Source organism: Paenibacillus sp. JNUCC32 (genome assembly GCF_014863545.1).
GTDB classification, from domain to species: domain Bacteria; phylum Bacillota; class Bacilli; order Paenibacillales; family Paenibacillaceae; genus Paenibacillus_AQ; species Paenibacillus_AQ lautus_A.
Map to the genome: position 1 here is coordinate 5041333 of NZ_CP062260.1, position 19732 is coordinate 5061064.

General features: G+C 50.6%; 18 protein-coding genes. 3 read left to right on the top strand and 15 right to left on the bottom strand.

What is annotated here, in order from left to right:
* Positions 1 to 66 precede the first annotated feature (66 nt).
* From JNUCC32_RS22355 to JNUCC32_RS22385, 7 genes are all read right to left on the bottom strand, one after another.
* The gene (locus JNUCC32_RS22355) at positions 67 to 1380 is read right to left on the bottom strand and encodes an ABC transporter substrate-binding protein (protein ID WP_192569878.1); all 1314 of its coding nucleotides are present in this window, start codon (positions 1378 to 1380) and stop codon (positions 67 to 69) included.
* A gap of 333 nt (positions 1381 to 1713) precedes the next feature.
* Positions 1714 to 2751 carry a LacI family DNA-binding transcriptional regulator gene (locus JNUCC32_RS22360; protein WP_192569879.1) on the bottom strand — a complete coding sequence of 346 codons (1038 nt, stop codon included), beginning with the start codon at positions 2749 to 2751 and terminating at the stop codon, positions 1714 to 1716.
* A 314-nt stretch (positions 2752 to 3065) separates the two neighbouring features.
* Positions 3066 to 4286, bottom strand: coding sequence for an asparaginase (locus JNUCC32_RS22365; protein WP_192569880.1), 1221 nt, complete (start codon positions 4284 to 4286; stop codon positions 3066 to 3068).
* Positions 4287 to 4674: 388 nt separating this feature from the next.
* The gene (locus tag JNUCC32_RS22370; RefSeq protein WP_192569881.1) at positions 4675 to 5313 is read right to left on the bottom strand and encodes a hypothetical protein; all 639 of its coding nucleotides are present in this window, start codon (positions 5311 to 5313) and stop codon (positions 4675 to 4677) included.
* 6 nt (positions 5314 to 5319) lie between these two features.
* Positions 5320 to 6135, bottom strand: coding sequence for a hypothetical protein (locus JNUCC32_RS22375; protein WP_096774694.1), 816 nt, complete (start codon positions 6133 to 6135; stop codon positions 5320 to 5322).
* Entirely contained in the window at positions 6125 to 6667 is a 543-nt protein-coding gene (locus JNUCC32_RS22380) for an RNA polymerase sigma factor (RefSeq protein ID WP_096774695.1), read from the bottom strand. Before JNUCC32_RS22380 ends, JNUCC32_RS22375 begins: the two co-directional genes overlap by 11 nt.
* A gap of 153 nt (positions 6668 to 6820) precedes the next feature.
* A complete protein-coding gene (locus tag JNUCC32_RS22385) occupies positions 6821 to 8212 on the bottom strand; it encodes an MATE family efflux transporter (protein ID WP_192569882.1) in 1392 nt (463 codons plus the stop codon).
* Positions 8213 to 8368: 156 nt separating this feature from the next.
* Between JNUCC32_RS22385 and JNUCC32_RS22390 the strand changes: the two genes are divergently transcribed.
* Together JNUCC32_RS22390 and JNUCC32_RS22395 are read left to right on the top strand one after the other, a co-directional pair.
* Positions 8369 to 9238 (top strand): AraC family transcriptional regulator, encoded by an 870-nt coding sequence (locus JNUCC32_RS22390; protein WP_192569883.1) that lies wholly within the window; start codon positions 8369 to 8371, stop codon positions 9236 to 9238.
* 187 nt (positions 9239 to 9425) lie between these two features.
* Entirely contained in the window at positions 9426 to 9578 is a 153-nt protein-coding gene (locus JNUCC32_RS22395) for a hypothetical protein (RefSeq protein WP_009591875.1), read from the top strand.
* Positions 9579 to 9711: 133 nt separating this feature from the next.
* Here the strand turns inward: JNUCC32_RS22395 and JNUCC32_RS22400 are convergent, their stop codons facing one another.
* From JNUCC32_RS22400 to JNUCC32_RS22420, 5 genes are all read right to left on the bottom strand, one after another.
* Entirely contained in the window at positions 9712 to 10263 is a 552-nt protein-coding gene (locus tag JNUCC32_RS22400; protein WP_192569884.1) for a hypothetical protein, read from the bottom strand.
* A gap of 115 nt (positions 10264 to 10378) precedes the next feature.
* The gene (locus tag JNUCC32_RS22405) at positions 10379 to 10783 is read right to left on the bottom strand and encodes an ester cyclase (protein WP_228468804.1); all 405 of its coding nucleotides are present in this window, start codon (positions 10781 to 10783) and stop codon (positions 10379 to 10381) included.
* Positions 10784 to 10839: 56 nt separating this feature from the next.
* Positions 10840 to 11187, bottom strand: a complete 348-nt coding sequence (locus tag JNUCC32_RS22410; RefSeq protein WP_096774699.1) for an ester cyclase — start codon at positions 11185 to 11187, stop codon at positions 10840 to 10842.
* A gap of 50 nt (positions 11188 to 11237) precedes the next feature.
* A complete protein-coding gene (locus tag JNUCC32_RS22415) occupies positions 11238 to 12434 on the bottom strand; it encodes an SGNH/GDSL hydrolase family protein (RefSeq protein WP_192569885.1) in 1197 nt (398 codons plus the stop codon).
* A gap of 127 nt (positions 12435 to 12561) precedes the next feature.
* Entirely contained in the window at positions 12562 to 13113 is a 552-nt protein-coding gene (locus tag JNUCC32_RS22420) for an NADPH-dependent FMN reductase (RefSeq protein WP_192569886.1), read from the bottom strand.
* Positions 13114 to 13365: 252 nt separating this feature from the next.
* On the opposite strand from JNUCC32_RS22420, the gene JNUCC32_RS22425 reads away from it, so the two are divergent.
* Positions 13366 to 14133 (top strand): ArsR/SmtB family transcription factor, encoded by a 768-nt coding sequence (locus JNUCC32_RS22425; protein WP_192569887.1) that lies wholly within the window; start codon positions 13366 to 13368, stop codon positions 14131 to 14133.
* Between the two features lie 146 nt (positions 14134 to 14279).
* On the opposite strand, the gene JNUCC32_RS22430 is transcribed toward JNUCC32_RS22425, so the two are convergent.
* From JNUCC32_RS22430 to JNUCC32_RS22440, 3 genes are all read right to left on the bottom strand, one after another.
* Positions 14280 to 15863 (bottom strand): response regulator, encoded by a 1584-nt coding sequence (locus JNUCC32_RS22430; RefSeq protein WP_096774703.1) that lies wholly within the window; start codon positions 15861 to 15863, stop codon positions 14280 to 14282.
* Positions 15838 to 17841 (bottom strand): cache domain-containing sensor histidine kinase, encoded by a 2004-nt coding sequence (locus JNUCC32_RS22435; RefSeq protein ID WP_192569888.1) that lies wholly within the window; start codon positions 17839 to 17841, stop codon positions 15838 to 15840. Before JNUCC32_RS22435 ends, JNUCC32_RS22430 begins: the two co-directional genes overlap by 26 nt.
* A 105-nt stretch (positions 17842 to 17946) precedes the next feature.
* Positions 17947 to 19617 carry an extracellular solute-binding protein gene (locus tag JNUCC32_RS22440; protein ID WP_192569889.1) on the bottom strand — a complete coding sequence of 557 codons (1671 nt, stop codon included), beginning with the start codon at positions 19615 to 19617 and terminating at the stop codon, positions 17947 to 17949.
* Positions 19618 to 19732 lie beyond the last annotated feature (115 nt).

Below are 19732 nucleotides of genomic sequence, written 5' to 3' on the forward strand. Positions count from 1 at the left end.
CGTTAACGGAGCAGGGATGCAATCCGACACGTCGCCAAGACTGCATCCGCCCTGATCCCATGAAAGTTATTTACCGGAGTCCAGCACATCCTGAACCTTGGCATGAATATCCTTCACGCCGTCTTCCACCGAAACGTTGCCCACCATGATTTCATTGACCACCTGCTGCACCAGAATGCGCCATTCGCTCCATGTAGCATTCTCGTCCAGGGTAACGCCGCCTTCGTTAATGCCGTCCGTGAAAGCCGCTTTGTTCAGCGGTTTGGTTGTGCTGTCCTTCAATTGATCCAGCGCCGACTTCTTCACGGGCAGCGTGGATCCCGTCTTGACGATGATATCCTGCACTTCATCGCCGAGGTAATATTTCAGGAACTCCCAGGCGGCATCCTTCGATTCCTGCTTCGCTCTGGAGGAGACCAGCCACGTGTTGGCTACCATCGGAACATAGCGCTTGCCGTCAACCCCTTTCGGAATTTTGACGACATCCCAGTTCGTATCGGCAAAGCTCTCGTTCATATTCACCTGCAGGCTGTATTGAAGGAAATACATCGCGGCCTTGCCGCTCGCGAATACTTCGAGCTCGCCGCCGTTCGCTTTCAGGTAATCGATATCGGCAAAATAGCCTTGATCCAAACCGTCATACAGCTGCTGTAATCCGGCCGCGGTTTTGGGATCGTCAAACCGCGATTTCGTCAGGGTGTCGTCCAAGGCCGAGCCGCCTGCCTGCTTGATCCAAGGAAACCAGCCGTTGGTTATGGAAAAGGAACCGATGAATCCGAATTGGCTGGTTTGGTCTCCTTCCTTGATCGTCAGCTGCTTGGAGGCTTCAATGAGGTCGTCAAAGGTCCAGTCGTCGGTCGGTACCGGCACGCCGGCCTTCTCGAAGACATCCTGGTTGTACGCTAGCGCAATCGGGTTAATACCGTGGGGGACGCCCCAGATCTTCCCTTCCGGCGTTTTGGCGGAGAACAGGCCGTCGATGTATTCGTCCGCTTTCAGGTCGGATTCAATGTAGGAGGACAAGTCCTCTGCCACACCGCGTTCCCCGTAGCTAAGTATGGTGGCGTTCTCTTGGAACCAGACATCCGGCATCGTGTTGCCTGCAATCTGCGTGGCGATCTTGGACGTAAAGTCCCCCCACGGCGCTTCTTGGATTTCAACGTTGATGTGGGGGTGGGACGCAATAAAACCGTCGATAATTTCTTTGCTCGTCACCTCATAGCTGCCAGGGAGCCCAATCTTGAGCGTCACCTTCTCTTTGCTGCCTTCCGCTTCCCCCGGCGAGACCTCCTCATCGGTTGACCCGCCGGATGAGGAGCATGCGGTGAACATCATCATAAACGCCAGCATCAAAGAGATTACCTTTACCTTTTTAGACATTGAAAACCCTCCTTTTTGAATTACAAATAGAGATTGCGTGTTTTCTGCTCCAACTCATTCCAATGGTATTCATTTTATAGTAATCGATTTCTGTAACGAGTATAGCATGGAAGCCCTTTCTTGAATAGAGTTTTCTATGCTCCCATCGATTATTTTTATAATATAAGTCTGACTTCGAGCGTTATATAAGGTATTCCGAGGTTTAACAGGGATTGTTTTCCACATGCTGAATCAAGAAACGGATAGGAAAAAAGTTAGTAATCGATATCTTTATTAACAACAAATAAAGCCCGAGCGTTTTTGAAATGCCCGGGCTTTATCCCATCCTTGTATTCACTTGTTCTCCCGGATATCCCGGACCGATTTTCGCTCCAGCAATTTAGGCTGCAGCATAACATCAAACATCGGGCTATCGTCGCCCTGCATCATATCCAGCAGCATTTTGCAGGCCATCTTCCCCATCTCGTAATCGGGCTGCTTTATCGTTGTGAGCGGCGGATGAATCATCTGCCCCACGTCAATGCCGTCAAAGCCCATTACCGAAATCTGCTCCGGCACCTGAATGTCGCGCTGCGACAATTCGTTGATCACCCCAAAGGCCATCATGTCATTGCACGCAAATATCGCCGTCGGCTGCGGCGAATGTTCCAGCAGTCTCTGCGTGAGCTGCTTGCCCGTATCGAATTCGGTGATCGCGTTATACACTTCCTCGGTCGGGGACTCGACCACCAGCGGTTTGAGACCTGCATCCTTCATCGCCGACATATAGCCCTGATGAATGCTTCGGCGGCTTGGACGATCCAGCTTGGAAGTGACATAACCGATGCGCGTATGCCCCTTCTCCTGCAGATGCTTGGTTGCGATGTAACCGGCCTTGTGGTAGTCGAACTCGATCTGGTTAATGTTATCCTCATCGATCTTCTGATCGATGGCGATGACGTTCAGGCCAAGCTTCATCAGCTGGGTCAACTGGCTCTTATCCTTGGAGATCGAGGAGATGATCAGGCCTTTGACCTGCTTCTCCATGATCGTCCTTAAATATTCATCCTCCAACGCCGGATCTTGCAGGGAATTGCATACGATAACCGTAAAATTATTCTGCCGGGCCACCTCTTCGATTCCGAAAATGACGGAAGAATAAAATGGGTTCACAATAGAAGGAATGATGACTCCGATCGTATTGCTGCTATTCTTCTTCAGCTGTTTGCCGAGCATATTCGGAATATAATTGGACTCCTTCGCGATTTGCTGGATGCGCTCTTTAAGCTCCTTGCTGACAGGATAACTGCTGTTGCTTAACACGCGCGAAACCGTTGCCGAAGAAACGTTTGCCATCTTCGCTATATCATGTATCGTGGTCGGCTTCTTCATAGGATCCCTCACTTATAGTAATCGTTTACTATTGTAAAGTATACAAATAGCTGACATAGAAAGCAATAAACCGATGAAAATATCCGTCAAGCTCACGCCCCGTTACATCTGCAGATCCCAATTTCTCGGCGCTAGCCCCAATGCCCGGAACGCTATTCAGTCGCTGGATGCGACGAACGCCAATATCGATTTGTCCTCCGTGCTTGCGAACAAAAAAAGACCGCCGGGTCATCCCCGGCGGCAAATATATTGGTGGAAGGAATTTCATCGTTCAGTAGGAATAAGGAGCAGCTAAAAAATGACTGGGACTGAGATTACACTTCAGGCGTTCCGTAGGTTGCGAACCAACCCTTGATCGTATCGAAATCATCCGTAAAGGACAGGGAGAGCAGCAGCAGAACGCGGGCTTGTTGAGGACTCAGGTTGTCGCCTGAAATGATGCCCTCTCCGCCGCCGTATACGCTGCCAGAGCCTGTACGGGTCGTAGTTACGAAGACCACCCCCTTTTCGATGGCTTCTTTGCGGGCGGCGCTCATCTCTCTCGAGATGCCGCCTGCGCCGGTACCGGAGGTGACGATGCCTTTAGCTCCATCTGCCACAAAGCCTTTGATCGCGCCGCCGCCGGCCTCCTGATAAGAAACCGCAATTTCGACCTTCGCCAGATCCCCTTTCGAGATTTTGCTCAGATCAAACACCGGTTTGCCCTGACCTTCCTCTTTCATTGCACGGAGGGGAGCCCGGTAGATACGGATATTCTCGTCATCGATATATCCGACCGCGCCCAGCATAGGCGTTTCGAACGTGTCGGTACGGTAGTCATTGGTCTTGGTTACGCCGCGCGCCAGATGAATCGTGTCATTCAGCATCAGCACCGTGCCGAAGGATTCCGTACGGCCGCTTCCGGCAAGCTTGATGGCGTTGTACAGGTTCGCTTGGGCATCGGAACCGATCACCGTCCAAGGTCTCATGGAACCGGTGATAACGACGGGTTTATCGCTTTGCACCGTCAGATCGAGGAAGTACGCAATCTCTTCCATCGTATCCGTCCCCGTTGTCACGACGACGCTATCGTACACCTCCAGCGCCTTGTCGACGGTCCGGGAAAGATCGTATAAATCGGCCATGGTATAGGCGCTCGACCCGGAGTTGCCGAACTGGAGCGTACTGATATCCGCAATCTTGTCCGTATTCGGAAGCTCGCCCACCATGTTTTCAATCTTCAGCGTACCTGCCCGATAGGATTGAAAGCTGGTAGCATCCGTCGATTGGCCCGCCAAAGTGCCGCCAGTCGCAACCACCAGCACGTTCGGCTTCGCCGATTGTTTAGAGGCCTCCGACAGGGGAGGAACCGTCGTATTCCGGCCTGGCGCCGCAGGAGTTTGCACGGGTGAAATCGCACTAACCGTCCCTTTCACTTCCGTTACCGTCGCAGCATGGGCCGCATACGTCCCAACAGGCGATAAAGAAATCACAAAAGCGGTAAATGCAGCGGTACTCCATACTGCTAACGGGCGTTTCGACTTTGGTTTCATCATGGCACTCTCCTCTGATGTTAATGTGATATTATCTAACATAAACCTATGTATTCGTTAGAATCATTCTATTTAATGTTATTTAATATAACAAATATTACATGCAGTAGAAAAAGCGTTTACAATGATAGTTTATAGATGATAATCCCTATTAATTTGCCTTTTTTGATAGATTTAAATTTAATAAAATCCAGAAATATATGGAGCCCATCATCAGACATTCAGATTATTTAATGTTATATAAATTAACACAAAAAGCCGTCTGCAAACGATTCTATCCGAGCTATAAACAACAACAAGGGATAGTCCATCACCTTCCGGTCGGACTATCCCTTGCACTTGTTATCATTCATTGCGCTTGCTGCGATTATCTTGTAGAAACGCCTCCTGCTTAATCCGCCTGTCCCGGTTCCTCCACAGCCCCTGCTTCGGTGACGCGGTACGCCATAATTTCACCATCGACCACGTGATAGATGGAATAAGAGTCCACCAAATTGTTCTCGTTAAAGCTAATCATGAGCTGCGCCTTCATGCTTCCGCTATCGAGGCCCTGAACATCTACCGAAACGGCGGTTTCGGGATAATGGTAGCCTGCCTTGCCTGGATGATCATACTGCCACGAAGTGAATCCCCCGCCTTTAGCCGTCGTCTTCGCCTCCCCAAGCTGTTGCCGGACTTCTTCCATCGTCTTGTTTATCAGCGACAGCTCTTTCAGGGAAGAAACAACATCTTCTCCCTGCTCTTTCGAGGTTGAAGCGTCTGCTTGAGGGGTTGCATTTTCCGCGGAAGGGGCCGGAACAGACGGCGACGGATCGGCTGCCTTCGCTACCGATTGATCTTCTGAAGCCTCGTCACTCTCTCCGGCAGGAGTTGCCTCTTTCTTCTCCTCCGGCTGCGGCTGCTTGGATAATTCAAGCCCTTGCACGGATGTGTTCACCGGCTCGCTCTCCACCAGGGGAGTTTCGTTGCTGCAGCCTCCGATCACCAGCACGGCCACGACAGCAATCCATATCACGCTAATCTTGTTCATTGCTCACTACTCCTTCGTTGTCTCTCCATTATGATTGGAGGTAATATGGAATTCCTTCATCATGTTATGGAAGCGTGCACCGAAGCCTTCGGAGGCCTCCAGGAAGTACTGCTGCTTCACGACAAAGCTGCCGCCTTGCCCGTTATCGAACACGTAATACCGTATGACCGGATCATCCCACTCTTTGCCGCCGGTGCCGCCTACCGCACGCACCTCCCAGCCTTGAATCGGTTCATCCACGAGATTCGCCTCGACCTTCGGATACGTTTGCAGCTCCTTCTGAAGCTGCTCCGCTGCGCTCTTCGGATCAATGCCCTCCTGCGAAATTTCCATGAACACCTCCGGATAGCGGTCATCCGTCGGCTTCTCCTTCAATTCAATGCGGTCCACGCCCGATTGATGAACCATCTTAAACCGGCTCTCATCCATATAAATCACGTAATCCGCTCCCTCATGCAGCTGATCCACGCTTGTTTCCGGCATGCCTTCCAGCTCCTGTTCAACCGTCTTCTGAGGAGCGAACCATTCCTTCACCTGATCAATGAACGCTTGGACAGGTGCCGTCTGAAAGCTGACGGTCAGCACGATGGCTGCCGCAGCGGCGGTTCCCGCAATCCATCCGGCCGCTCTTCGTCCCGAACGGCGGCGCCCTTTCGATTCCCTTGGCGCGAAGCGGGTCTCCGGCTCCGCCGGCTGCTGGGCTTGCTCGTTATGAATCCGCTCCTTGATCGCCATCCAAATCTCGTCTTTATGTCGCATCGCGTCATCCGTCCCCTTTTTCAGGCCGTCTGCAATCTCTTGATCCCATGGATCACGTCCCATGCTGATTCCCTCCCCTATTCTGCAGCATCCATTCCTTTAATTTCTTTCTCGCTTTGAACAGCCTGGACTTCACCGTGTTGACGTTCAGCTCCATCATGTCCGCGATATCCTTCTCGGCTACATCATTCAAATATTTCAAAATAACGGGAATCCTGTGCGGATCATCCAGCCGCTGCACCAGCTCATATACCTCGCCGTGCCGGTCAAATTCATAGGTGTCGCTCTCGGAGGGAAGATCCCTCTCCTCGGAAATTTCCGAAGGCACCATCTTCGCATGTTTCTTCAAATACCGGTTGCACTCGTTATAGAGAATCCGGTTGAACCACGGCTCAAAGGGTCTGCTCAAATCATAGGACCCCAGATTGCGGTAAACCCGGATAAACGTTTCCTGGACCACGTCGGCGGCGCTTGCCGAACTTCCGGTGACTGCGGCTGCCGTTCGAATCGCCCGATCCGCATATAAACGATACAATTGTTCGAACAGTTCATCGCTGTACTCCGTCTTTAATCGTTGTATAAGGTCGTGTACCAAACCGTGCTTGCCTCCTTTCACTTGGCCAATCACTTACAATACCCCGGCATGCAGGCAAAAAGTTTTCGAGTACGTTATTTTTTTAGTATGTAAAAAAAGGATACCCCGATGCCGCACGGCCGAAGTATCCTTTTTCTATATTATAACCAATCATTAAGCTTGCGCCGGGATCGGTTCCATTGAGTGTGCCTGATGGCTCACCGGCTCGACTTGCTCTGCCTTGCGGAGGTGCTTCTGCCCCCGCCAGCGGAAGAAAGACAACACGCCGCGCAAATACTCGTCGGCAATCATGCAGGAGTAGATGCCGATAAGACCCCATCCCATGTGTATGCCAAGCACATAGGACAGCCCGGTGGCGACAAGCCACATCGAGCCAAGGGAAATGTACATGGTGAACCTGGTATCTCCGACGGCATTAAGCGAGTTGCCGAGCGCCATGTTGAGCATTTTGCCGGGCTGGAGAATCAGGTTCATCCCAAGAAGCGATGCCCCGATCGCAACGATCGTCTTATCGTCCGTAAACAGCCCCAGCAGCTGTTTTCCGAAAACATACAGGATGAACGCATTGACGACCACGTAAATTGCCCCGATACCCAGTGCGCGGTACGCGCTTCGGTATGCCTCCCGGATCCGGCCTGCGCCGAACAGATGCGCGATCTGGATCTGGGCCGCCATCGCGATCGACGAGCCAAGCAGGAAGCAGAAGGATTCCAGCGTATTCATGTACGTACGGGCTGCCAGCTCGGCGGCACCCAGTGTTGCAATGAATGAGTAAATGATCAGCTGCGTAAAAACCCAGCAGGACATATTGATGCCGAGCGGCCAACCAATCTTCAGGATTTCGCCGAACAGCGGGCGGTCGAACACCCGGAATTCCTTCCATTTGATTCGGTATTCAAAGGAGCGCAGAAACATGTACACCAGCAAGAGAACGGCAAGCAACCGGCTGACCACCGTCGAAATCGCAACGCCGGTAAGCCCCCACTGCGGGAAGCCTAAAGCTCCGAATATAAACCCATAGTTCATAATGACGTGGATGATATTCATCCCGATAGCCACGTACATCGGCCCGCGCGTGTTGCCGGTATTGCGGATGACCGTGCTCATCGTAGCCATCATGGCAATCAATATCATTCCGCCGCCGACAATGGAGATATACGTTCCCGCAAGCGGAAGCAGATGCTCCGGCAGCTGCAGCACCGAGGCGATAGCCTCCGGCATTGCAAACAATATCACGCTGCACGCCAAGCCGATGATGGTGGTGGCGCTTACCGCCATGATGCCGATCGTTCGGGCATCCCCCGTCCGATGCGAGCCGATCTTTTGGGCAATGAGAATGCCGGCACCGCTGGCGACCGTCATGAACAGCGTCGTCATCGCCTGAAACAGCTGATTGGAGAAGCCGACCACGGCCACCGCATCGTCGGAAATCCGGCTGACCATCAATGTATCCACCGCTCCCAGCAGAAACTGCAGGAACAGCTCGATAAATATGGGCCATGCGAGAACCCATAATGTAAATTTGTTTGTGTTTTTATCCAACATTCCAACCTCCACCCATGATGTAAGGGTTAAACACAATTCATGATGAAACGGTCTTTAACCTTTTCAAATTATAGATGGTATACTGGAGTTATAATATCATTTTCCGAACGAAAACTTTCAAAATTCAAACCTCGCGAACCACGAAAGGGCTTTCTTATGACGATCCTGAATTTTACCGTTCCGCCGCTGCCGGAATACATCAATAGCGGGCTTACCCGGGCTCCGATTCACAGTGGACATCCCAACCGCAAAAACATCGGTATCTTTGATTTGCTCGTCGTTAGGAAGGGAGAGCTGCATGTCACCGAGAACGGAAATCCTTATGAGATCAAACCCGGCATGTTCCTGATCCTGCGTCCCGATACCCATCATTTCGGTACGAAAGGATGTACCGAGGAGACCGATTATTACTGGCTCCATTTCCAGACTTCCGGGGATTGGCACCCGGACGAGGCCTGCCAAGCGCCTAGAAGAGAGGAAGTTCCGGAGCTGAAGGCGATGACGCCGAACTATTTTTCCGTCAACATTCCCCAGTTCGGCACCCTGCCTCAGCCGGAAAAGGCCATGGAGCTCCTGGCTACCCTGTCTTCGCTGGTTCAGTACGGTCACCAGGCCAAAATCCTGTGGCGGCAGCAGGTGGTGTTCCAAGAGCTCATCGAGCAGCTGGCCGCCGCATTGGATACGCCCCTCTCCTCGCCCTCCTCCGCTTGTGCCGAACGGGCCGCAGCTTATCTGCGGAAGCATTATCGCGAGGAGTTCAAGGTACAGGAGCTCGGCGACCGCATCAACTTCCACCCTGTCTATATCGCACGCTGCATGCAGAAGGAATTCGGCTGCTCGCCGGTTGAATATTTGCAGCGCTATCGAATCGAGCAGGCCAAGATGCTGCTGATGCAGACGGACTTCAGCATCAGCCGGATCGCGGAGGAGGTCGGTTTCAATCATGCGGCCTACTTCACCTCCTGTTTCACGAAGCAGGAAGGGATCTCGCCGCGCAAATACAGGCAGCGGTTCTTCATGAATTAATTCATTTTTACGCAAAATCCAAGAAAGTGGCTTGCAACCTGGGCGGGAAGCCTTTATAATGAGAATTAACCACATGATAATGATTATCATTACCGGACAAGTGAGAATGTGTTGAGAATGTATTTATACTCAGGTTTACACGCTTTTCGCTTGAAGAGTTTATATACAAAGGAGAGCCGATTGACTTATGAAAACGACTTCCCGCCGCTGTTCTCTGCAAATGGATGATTATTTGGACCTGCTGAACCTCGCGATCCAGCTTGGAGACGTGAAGTGGCAGAAAGAAATCACCCGCAAAATGGAAATGACGCTGTCCACATTAGAGACTGCAGCTCAATAAATAACACAGGGATTACATAATCCTGCATATAGGAAAGACACCCGATCACTATTCCAGGCATGTCCTTGAAAAGCAGATCAGGTGTCTTTTTTCCGTCTACTGTCGTTTCTTCTCCGGGTTCCGGCACTCTAAACTACTTCTTCGCAAAACCATCCAAATCATGCTTCAACCTGTTGTTAAGCGCTACCAATTCGTCGTAATCGGAAATGTCCAGATTGACTTCTCCCCCCTCAACCGAATCCGTAACGTAATACACCTTGTACATCAGGGAAATCAATGCTTCCGAATCCTTCATGATGATCGCGTACTTCTCGATGTCTTCCTCCGAGAACTCCCCGTTCTCCGCATAGCTTTCCCGTATGCTGTCGGACAGAGCCAGGAACTTTCCTGCGATGGGGTTAAGCAGCTGCGAACGGACGGCTTCATCCGCTGTCTTGGAATACGCTTCGATGGCCGCCAGCTTCAGCCGCACTTCCGCAAGGCGCGCTTCATGAAGGGGCATGGACTTCAGCTCCAAAATGTCGGTGTAATGGCTCCATATTTGAAATAGAGATGTGCCCAATATGCTTTGCAAGGTCATTTTCGTTCCCTGTTCGATCTTCTTCTGATGTTCAATCAGAAACACGGTGCAGGCCAGCACCAATGCTACCATCCATACCCAGATCCATTTTGCTGAATTCGTCATAACGCACCTCCGACTCCTCTATTTTACCATATTAAGGATAAAACGAGATGGAATATATCATGGTCAGAGAGCAGAATAAACGACCCAGTCCATAAGACTGGATCGTGCCGAATCTTTAGCTGCCTCGAATTTGGCGCCACATCGTCACCATGTCGATCCAACCGCGATGTTCGGTTATTTTACCATCGGCTACCCGATATTGACGGTACAGTGTCACATCAATGGTATTGCCTGTTGGAGAGTTGCCAAAAAACATGCCGGTATGCGTGCCTTTTACCGCCATTCTTACTAATACCTTATCCCCTTGGGCGATCATCTGTTCCACGGTATAGTGTTTATCCGGAAATGCCCCCAGTATGGTTAAGGCAAATTGTTTCAAGCCTTCTTTCGATTGATAAGAATGCTCTTGATAACCGGCCGATAAAAATTGATCCGTGCTGTCCATATCACTCTGATTCCAGAAACTCTCGATAAATGCGGATACCGTTTCCATATTGTTCTGTTCTATTGTTTTCATCATATAACATCTCCTTTGTTCGTTGGGTTTTCCGATTGCTTTACCGTGAACATCCGCAGCTACTTTGCCTGGATTTGGGGCAGCAGCGTCCCTGTATCGAACCAACCACTGTGATTCGTAATTTCGCCATCTACGATATGAAATTCCCGGAACTGGGTAATCTGAACGGATTTGCCCGTCGGCGGATTTCCTGCAAAGCTGGCATTATGCGTTCCTGTAATAACAATTCTTGCTATGACCTTCTCCCCTTGGGCTAAGGTATCGGCTAGCATATAGTGTTGATCCTCGAAGGCTTCTGCGATCTGTTCGGCAAAAAACTGATCCGTCTGATAAATATCCCCTTCATTCCATATCTCCTCGATCTTTGCGGTCACCATTTCGATATTGTTCTGCTCTATGGTCTTCATGAAAAACATCTCCTTTGTTGGTTATTTGCATTATGAAAGCAGGCTGCTCTTTATCCCTCAAATAGAGACAATGGGATACTATCAGCTAATGCTTTATATCCTGCATCGCTAAGATGCAGATGATCGCCATAATCATAGGCGGGAAGCAGTTCGTTTGGAGCTTCGGGATTAGCTAAGGCCTTGTCAAAGTCAAACATTCCATCGAATACATGTTGAGTACGAATCCACTGGTTGACTTCTTGGCGAACTCGTTCCTTTTCCTCCGAGTAATAATTTGCATTGCCGAACGGGGTGAGGGTGCCTATATATATGCGTACTCCTTTCGCATGCGCTTCGACAGCCACCTTCTTCATGCCCGCGATAATTTGATCTGCGGTCGCATTCCCAAGGCCGATATCGTTGATGCCTTCAAAAAAAATCACGTCTGTAATTCCAGGATGAGAGAAAACGTCGTGAACTAAACGCGAAAGCACATTTTCTCCGGCTACGGGCAGACCAACGTCTGGACCGCTCTTTAGAATCTGATTCCCGACGATGCCGGAATTAAGGACCGCAATTTCCTGGTCAGTCTTTTCCCGAACAAGACGATCGTAAAATAAATCTGGCCACCGGTGGTTAGATCCTGCGGTAGACGTACTCCCCTCTGTAATCGAGTCGCCTAGTGCAACAATCACTCGTGAATTCCTTCCCTGGGATAATACCTCCATACCGGATACCCAATAGCAGGAGTGGGTCTTTTGCTTGAAGAATTCTGTACTGTTATCCGAAGCGTGATCCCCATCGGCGATATAGCTGATTTGGGGTGGGGAAAAATGCCAAGTAGATGTTTTAGTTGATTGAGGAACATATATGCTTATGGCTACATCCACAGCTCCACTCACGTTAAGATCCACGGGATCAGTATAGATTTCTCGTCCGGCAGGAATGATGATGATTGATTTCCGTTCGAATGTGACATGTCTATCGCTACCTGGAATCGTATAACCATCTTTATTGGAAAGCGCTAAGTTTACGCTGCCGAATACTACCTGTTCGGAACCATACAGATTGGATAACTTCAATCGTATGGTAGAGCCGGCGGTATGGGGGTGTACGATCATGCGAATCGTCTGGTTATCCAATGTATCGATGGCGGTGAATCTTGCATCGTAGTAAGTCTGGCTTGCAAACCAGGAACCCAACCAACGTTCGCCTGCCTCTACAGTTGTTCCTGCCGTCTTCTTTATACCTGGCTGAATTGCTTTCACATGTATTCTCCTTTCCACCTAATACGTAACTAAATGGTCACGTATTAGGCGCATCGTTATACAGTCATCCGTAAAATGCACAGTTACCCATAGGATGGATCGCAGTTTAGAAATCCGTAAAGTCCTGTTACCGTAGTGACATGACACCAACAGAAAGCGACCGGGTCAGAACGAGAAACTTCTCTACAGCAGCATCAACCCTCTCCCTCAGCCCAGCATCTAATGGAACACCCTCCGCATCAAAGCCTTGCGATCCCACTCCGATAGAAATCCACTCCGGGCTGTTAACCCCATGCAAGTTGCGCATAATACTCTGAAGATGGGTCAGCGAACTCACCCCGACCGGTCCGCCTGCAGAGCTCACGGAAAGCACCGGTTTCCCCGATATATGACTTACATTCATGTAATCCAGGGCATTTTTGAGCACCCCTGAAATCGAACCATGATATTCCGGTGTCGCGAAGATCAATCCGTCCGCACCTTTGACTATATCCAATACATACTGGACATTCGGGCTCAGTTCCACGTTGTCAGGCGAATAAAGCGGTAATTCCAATTCATTCAATTCGATACATGCGGCTGAAATTTGATGACCTTGCAGCAGCCTCCCGATATAGCGAAGCAATAACGTACTTGTAGCTCCTTGACGATTACTGCCCGCGATCATAACAATTTTCATATGTTTCCTCATCCTCCCTGTACTTTTTAACCACTATGGATTCTTAATCATCCAGACCTATGCTGTTTACTATGCTGCTTCGTCACTTTCATACCTCCCCATTCGTCCATTCAAAATGCCGTAAGCTGACAAACGATTCGTTGTATGATAATATGTGACTATACTGTCACGTTTATAATACGTTACCATTAGGTCACGTGTCAATAGCCATTTGAATTTTCTTAGCATGCTGTTAAGAAGGAGATGTCACGATTGGAAAATGAAGTATTTAAAGCACTGGCGGATCCCAGCCGGCGAACTCTCTTGGATCTGCTGTATAAATCAGATGGGCAGAGCTTAAGCGAGCTGTGCGTTCCCCTTGCGATGACCCGATTCGGCGTCATGAAGCATCTTCATATACTGGAGGAAGCCGGCCTTGTCACAACGAGAAAGGTAGGCCGGGAGAAGCTGCATTATCTGAATTCCGTGCCGATCCGTCAAATATACGACCGGTGGGTCAGCAAGTACGCTGAGCCCTGGGCGCTGGAATTAACATCCCTTAAAAATGAATTGGAGCGTGAACCGGATATGGAACAGAAACCCCGTCATGTAAACCAGATTGCTATTAAAGCAGCACCCGAGCAAGTATGGCGCGCCATAACCGATCCAGCCAAGACATCAAAGTTCTGGTACAACTGCTCGATCCAATCCAACTGGGAAATCGGTTCGCCATTCAACCTAAAGAACCCCGAGGGCAAGGTTCAAGCAGAGGGGACCATAATAAGTATAGATCCGCCGCATAAGCTGGTTCTGAGTTGGAGGATGTTAATAACCGATGATACTGCCGGCGAAAAGCCCTCGCGCATTACGTGGGAAATCGATCCCCATGCCGAGCTTAACGGCGTAACCCTGGTAACGGTTATCCATGATGAGTTTGATCAGGCGCTGCATACGGCTAACACGCTGAAGTTAGGCTTGCCGATCGTACTGTCGGGATTGAAGACCTTACTTGAAACGGGCTCAACGCTCACTAGTCAATAGTGGCGTCAACCGTGAAAAAGGGATCGGATGTAAAATAACAGTCCCCGGTTCATATAAGAGGGAGAACCCTGCCGCTTGACGGACAAGGTTCTCCCTTCATAGACAATATCATTTTGGCGTCTGGTCCTCCCAGCGTTTTTTTGAAATCATTCCTGCTGCAAGCCTGCATCCGTCTGCACCTTGATCCGGTATTCATGCGGCGAGATGCCTTCCAGCTCTTTGAAGACGCGCGAGAATTGCTTGGTGTTCTCAAACCCGACCGCTTTGCCGATGTCGGCAAGCTTCATGTCACCGTCCTGAAGCAGGTCCTTGGCTTTCGTTATTCGCAGCTTTTTGAGATAAACCACGAAATTTTCGCCCGTATGGGCCTTGAACGCTTCGCTAAAATACGAATAATTCAATGATACATAATTGCTGACCATTGCCATGTTCAGCGGCCTGTGATAATTCTCCTCCATGTAGCTGACCGCTGCCTTGATCTCGGAATGCTCGCTGTGGGCGGAACGGATCCCTTTCACATATTCGTTCACGTGCAGCAGCAGATGCTCCAGATTCCTGAAATACGTATGGAAATGACGGTAATTGTCCATCGTCCCAACCTTGCGGTACAGCTTCAACACTTCCACCATGGAGTCTCCGTACACGCGGAACACTTCGTCCAGCACCCGTTCATTAATCCGTTTGCTGACAAACTCCAAATAATCGATGGCCACATGGGGCATGTCATCGATATGGAAAATGTCCAGCAGCAGCGCCTTGATCTCCCGTTCCCGTTCCGTGCCGAGCATGTTGCCGAGCTTGCGGATATTCTCTTCCGGCACCGGGTACGTGTTCAGCTCCCCTTGAATGTCGTCATGGCTCATCAGTTTGACGTTGGGGTGAATGAACGTATAACTCAAAGCGGTCAGCGCCTGGTTGTAACAACTCCGAATATCCTCGAACCGGAAGCCTTTCCGGCTAATTCCGACGAAGAGCCCGTCCATCTCCCGCTCGGTAAACTGCCGTGCCAGCTTCTCGAATTGTCCGTCCGGACTGCCGATGAGCACGACCCTCCCCTTTCCGTCCAGGAAACACGCATTGATCCGCCCTTCCACCGAAGCCGTCATGTTATCAATCAGCTGCTTCAGCTCGTCCTTGTTCATGGAGTTGCCGTCTTCGTATTTGTATTTCATCACCGCTACCCGGAATGGCTTTACGAAGGAATCAAATCCGATTTCAGCCGCGGCAGCCTCCGGCTCCCCATCCACACTTTGGGGCCGCTCCAGGAGCTCCTTCAGCCGATGGGTCTGCAGCTGTTGAAGATATGCGTCACTGGCCGCCATGCGGTCACGCACGTCCGCTTGCCGGATCAAAACTTCTTCTGTCTTTCGGAGGGCAGCGAACAGTTCATCCCGTCGAATCGGCTTAAGAAGGTACTCTTTCACCTGGTACCGGATCGCCGCCTTCGCATATTCAAAATCGTCATACCCGCTAAGAATCAGAAAGACGGGTTTAACTCCCAGCGGACCCTCCCGTTCAGCCAACGCCTCGATCAGGCGTATTCCGTCCATGACCGGCATTCGGATGTCCGTAATGACGATATCGGACGGTTGTTCGTTGTAGGCATCCAGTGCTTCCTGCCCTTGGGCAGCCAAACGGATCTCGTATTGATCCGGGAACTCCCGTTCAATCATCGTTTTCAGGCCATACCGGATATTCTTTTCATCATCCACGATCATCAGACTTCTCATGTCCACTGCCTCCTCCTGTTAACAGCACTTTAGGGAATGTCATGGTCACCTGCGTAAACTTCCCCTCTTCGCTCTTCACTTCGATTCCATATTCATTCCCATAGAACAACCGGATTCGCTGGTGCACGTTTCGAAGCCCGATTCCACCGGCCTGCACGCCGCCGCGCCCATAATCTCCCGAAGGGAGCTCCTCGTCGTCCGCCGTTCGCAGAATCTCGCCCAGCCTGCCCAGCCGATAAGGCTCGATCCCGATTCCGTTGTCCGTGACGTTAATCGTAATCTGGTCCTCTTCCCATGCGATGACATCGATCTTGATCTGCTTCTCCTGATCCGGAAACTCCGGCCAGGCATGCTTGACGGCATTTTCCACGATGGGCTGCAGCGACATTTTCAATACCTCGAGCTCCATGAATTCGGACGGAATGTTGAGTTCAAGCCGGATCGGCTCGTCGAACCGGATATTCATCACATCGATATAGTTGCGGATATGGCGAATCTCATCCCTCAGCTTAACGTACTCTCCCGACCATTTGAAGTTATAACGCATCATTCCGCCCAGGGAGGTCAGCGCGTCCGAAATCGTCCGCTGTCCCTCGATTTCGGCCAGCATTTTAATATTTTCCAGCGTGTTGTACAGGAAATGGGAATCGATCTGGCTGTGCAGCGTACGCAGCTCCGCCTCCTTGGTCACCGCCTGCTTGCGAACCCCTTGGGCAATCAGTTCATTGATGGTGCGGATCAATTTGTTAAAATGATGCGCCAGTTCGCCCACCTCGCCGCCGCCTCGGATCGCAATGGCCGCGGTAACCTCTCCCTTGCGGACTCTCTTCATCGTCTCCGTTAAACGACGCAGGCTCTTCAGGATAATGGAATTCAAGTAATACGTAATAATCGACAGCAGAATGATCAGCACGACGTTCGCGGCTATAATCTGTCCCTGGGCCTTGGATACGTTATTCAGCGCCCCTTCCAGGGAAACGATATTCAGCACGTGGGCATGAAGCCGCTCCATCGGCGTCGCAATCAGCAGGAACGAGGAACCGTCCAGGCTGAACCTGGCATGCATGGTCTCCTCGGAGTCGCCCGTCTGCAGCTTCAGCTTAGCGAATTGAAGCTCCACCTCGTCCCGGAGTCCCTCGTGACTGGTCATGAACGATTGGCTTCGATCCATGAACAGCTTCCCTTCCTGATCCACGATGACCATCTGCGAGCTGTCATCCACGATACCGGCAAAGGTCTTCGGGGCAAAATACTTGAGCAGCATATCCACCTGAATCACGCCGCTGTAATTCCCGTTATGGACTTGGCGGATCAAGGACACCTTCGGCTGCTCCTCGGACACGTCGGCGGCGTAGCGCTGCAGAATATCGGGATCGCGGTGGTTGAATACCCACATCTCCCCGCCGTCCAACTCCTTGACCTTGGGGAACCACGGCTCGCTTGCGATCCGTTTCTCATGGAAAATGATCGGCCACATCTCCGTCACGTTCGAGTTGTTGGTGTATAACCGAAGATGCGTAATATTCGGATTGTTCGTTTGGATCCGTTGTATATCCTTGAAAGGCCCCCATGCCAAATCGATCAGCCATGCCGGCTCGGGCTCTTCATTGATCCGAAGATAATCCTTGATCCCGTCATCCGAAATCGCCAGCTGTGCGGCCATTTCGATCGCCTCGATCTGGTTCAGCATGTTCATCTTCTCGATCTCCAGCAGGAACGAGTTCTGGTTAAGCGCATCGCTGATATAGGTATCCCGAATCTGCTTGAAAAAATAATTCGACACGATCATGCTCGGAATCAGCAAAATCAAAATATAGGCAGCAACCAAACGGCTCTGCATCGACCTGCGGCCAATCCAATAGGTAAACGATTGTATAAGCGATGCCATTCGTTTCATCATGACTGTCACATCCCGTTTCATGAAATAACCGTAACCGAGTCCTGGATGGAAAGGCAGCAACAGCCGATCGGATACCATCCTATATTAGCTCGTGATGCGACAAAAGGCACCCTATTTCGACAAAATCGATCATAGGGTACCTTGCGCCTGCATTCTGTTTTTTTCGCGCTCTAGAGAAAATCCTTACTTCAAGAATTCCTCAAGCTTCTTGACGTTCTCTTCATATTCTTTCTGTCTGTATTCCTGAACCTTCGCGAATCCGAGCGATTCGCGTTTCGCTTGGTAATCGTTCCAGATTTGATCGAATTCGGCATCCGTTTTGGCAAAGATCAGCTTCGGCAGGATTTTGCCCCACTCGCTCATGACCTTGTCGTTAATGATGCCTTCCTCGGAGCCGGCATCCGGATCCAGCTGATCGAATTGCGAGAAGCTCTGGGTCTTGCCGCGGGTCCAGTCTTCCATTTGCTTAAACGGCTCGACTGCAGCAGGCATCCAAGGCTGCGTAACGTTATTATCCATCATCATCCAGAAGGTGTGGGATGCTCCGTACTTCTTGTCGAATGCGCCGCGGTCGCTGTTCAGCAGCTCTGCAACCTCAGGCAGGAATTGGTCTTTGCCGTCAATCGTATCCCATGTCACGCCTTTTTCGCCCAAGTAGGTATCACGCTGGCCTTCTTCGGAGATCAGGTAATCCAGGAAGCGAATGGCACGTGCTTTGTCTTTTACGTTCTTGGAGATCAAGGTTACCGTCCAGCCGGAGATCGAAGGACCCGACAAGGTCGGCTGATCCAGATTGGAGTTAGCCGGTCCGTCCACCGCGATGTACACGGAGTTCGGATCGTTTGCATACAGCGCGTTCTGCTGGTTCGCCATATCGCTGCGTTGGTACAGCATCGCGAAATAGCGGCCTTGTGCGATTTTTTCTTCCATCTGCGGACGTTTATCCACGAAAATATCCTTGGACATCAGACCTTTTTCATTCGCTGTACGTAACGTCTTCAACCATCTTACATATTCCGGATCGGTGCTGCGGTCATACAGCTTTCCGTCTTTATCCTGCGGAATGGCGAGGAAATTCTGCAGGTAGCCCTCAAGGGAGCTGTTGCCTTTTTCATGGAAATCATGCAATCCAAACGGAATGAGCGGCTGTCCGTTCACGTCCGGGAACATTTTCTTGGCGTCCTCAAGCGCTTTCAGGAAACCTTCCGGCGTGCGCATATCCGGGCTTCCGAGCGCCTCATACATGTCTTTGCGGACCAGGAACGTTTGGTTGGAGGTAATGTTATCGCCAAACTTCTCATAGTCCTTCGGTGAAGAGGAGGCATTCGGATAACCGTAAATATTGCCGTCATCCTTGGTGTACCACGACACCTTCGCAGGGTCGGTTACTTTATAGAAATACGGATCGTATTGGTCGGCCAGTTCGTTCAGCGGCAGAACGAGGTCGCCTTCGATCATTTTTTTGACAGCGTCTTCATACCATCCCAGCGTAATAAAATCAGGCAGTGTGCCGGAAGCGATCATCGTATTCATCTTCTCGGCTTCGTTACCGGCCGGTACGATGAAGTTGACGTTAACCCCCGTCTTCTTCGTTACGTATTGCGACGTAATGTCCTCGCCCCATTTGTTCGGGAACCAGGCGAAGTTGATGTACCAATCAAACGTAATCGGGGAGGTATCGACTTCCCATCCCGGCTGATCCTGAGTCAATTTCACTTCTTCTGCCGGCTTTTCTTCCCCTTTTTCTTTTTCCGACGCGTTATTGTCACCGCCGGACGAGCATGCTGTTGTAAAGGCCATGACCAGTGCGAACATCAACAACAGAAGGCTCTTTGGCTTAAGCATCTTGCTCATGTGTTTACCCCTTTTCTTATTTAAAAATATGATTATATAGAACTCCCGCCACATTCGGCAAGAGAAGCTACCTGTAAGATTTCCCCTCCCCCGGGTCTCCCCGGGAGATGGAAAG

Bases quoted from the DNA above. Each gene is read 5' to 3' on its own strand.
- JNUCC32_RS22400 (WP_192569884.1), bottom strand. From the start codon at position 10,263: ATGACGAATTCAGCAAAATGGATCTGGGTATGGATGGTAGCATTGGTG.
- JNUCC32_RS22440 (WP_192569889.1), bottom strand. From the start codon at position 19,617: ATGAGCAAGATGCTTAAGCCAAAGAGCCTTCTGTTGTTGATGTTCGCA.
- JNUCC32_RS22360 (WP_192569879.1), bottom strand. From the start codon at position 2,751: ATGAAGAAGCCGACCACGATACATGATATAGCGAAGATGGCAAACGTT.
- JNUCC32_RS22410 (WP_096774699.1), bottom strand. From the start codon at position 11,187: ATGAAGACCATAGAGCAGAACAATATCGAAATGGTGACCGCAAAGATC.
- JNUCC32_RS22395 (WP_009591875.1), top strand. From the start codon at position 9,426: ATGAAAACGACTTCCCGCCGCTGTTCTCTGCAAATGGATGATTATTTG.
- JNUCC32_RS22435 (WP_192569888.1), bottom strand. From the start codon at position 17,841: ATGGTATCCGATCGGCTGTTGCTGCCTTTCCATCCAGGACTCGGTTAC.
- JNUCC32_RS22430 (WP_096774703.1), bottom strand. From the start codon at position 15,863: ATGAGAAGTCTGATGATCGTGGATGATGAAAAGAATATCCGGTATGGC.
- JNUCC32_RS22370 (WP_192569881.1), bottom strand. From the start codon at position 5,313: ATGAACAAGATTAGCGTGATATGGATTGCTGTCGTGGCCGTGCTGGTG.
- JNUCC32_RS22375 (WP_096774694.1), bottom strand. From the start codon at position 6,135: ATGGGACGTGATCCATGGGATCAAGAGATTGCAGACGGCCTGAAAAAG.
- JNUCC32_RS22420 (WP_192569886.1), bottom strand. From the start codon at position 13,113: ATGAAAATTGTTATGATCGCGGGCAGTAATCGTCAAGGAGCTACAAGT.
- JNUCC32_RS22405 (WP_228468804.1), bottom strand. From the start codon at position 10,783: ATGATGAAAACAATAGAACAGAACAATATGGAAACGGTATCCGCATTT.
- JNUCC32_RS22365 (WP_192569880.1), bottom strand. From the start codon at position 4,286: ATGATGAAACCAAAGTCGAAACGCCCGTTAGCAGTATGGAGTACCGCT.
- JNUCC32_RS22390 (WP_192569883.1), top strand. From the start codon at position 8,369: ATGACGATCCTGAATTTTACCGTTCCGCCGCTGCCGGAATACATCAAT.
- JNUCC32_RS22385 (WP_192569882.1), bottom strand. From the start codon at position 8,212: ATGTTGGATAAAAACACAAACAAATTTACATTATGGGTTCTCGCATGG.
- JNUCC32_RS22355 (WP_192569878.1), bottom strand. From the start codon at position 1,380: ATGTCTAAAAAGGTAAAGGTAATCTCTTTGATGCTGGCGTTTATGATG.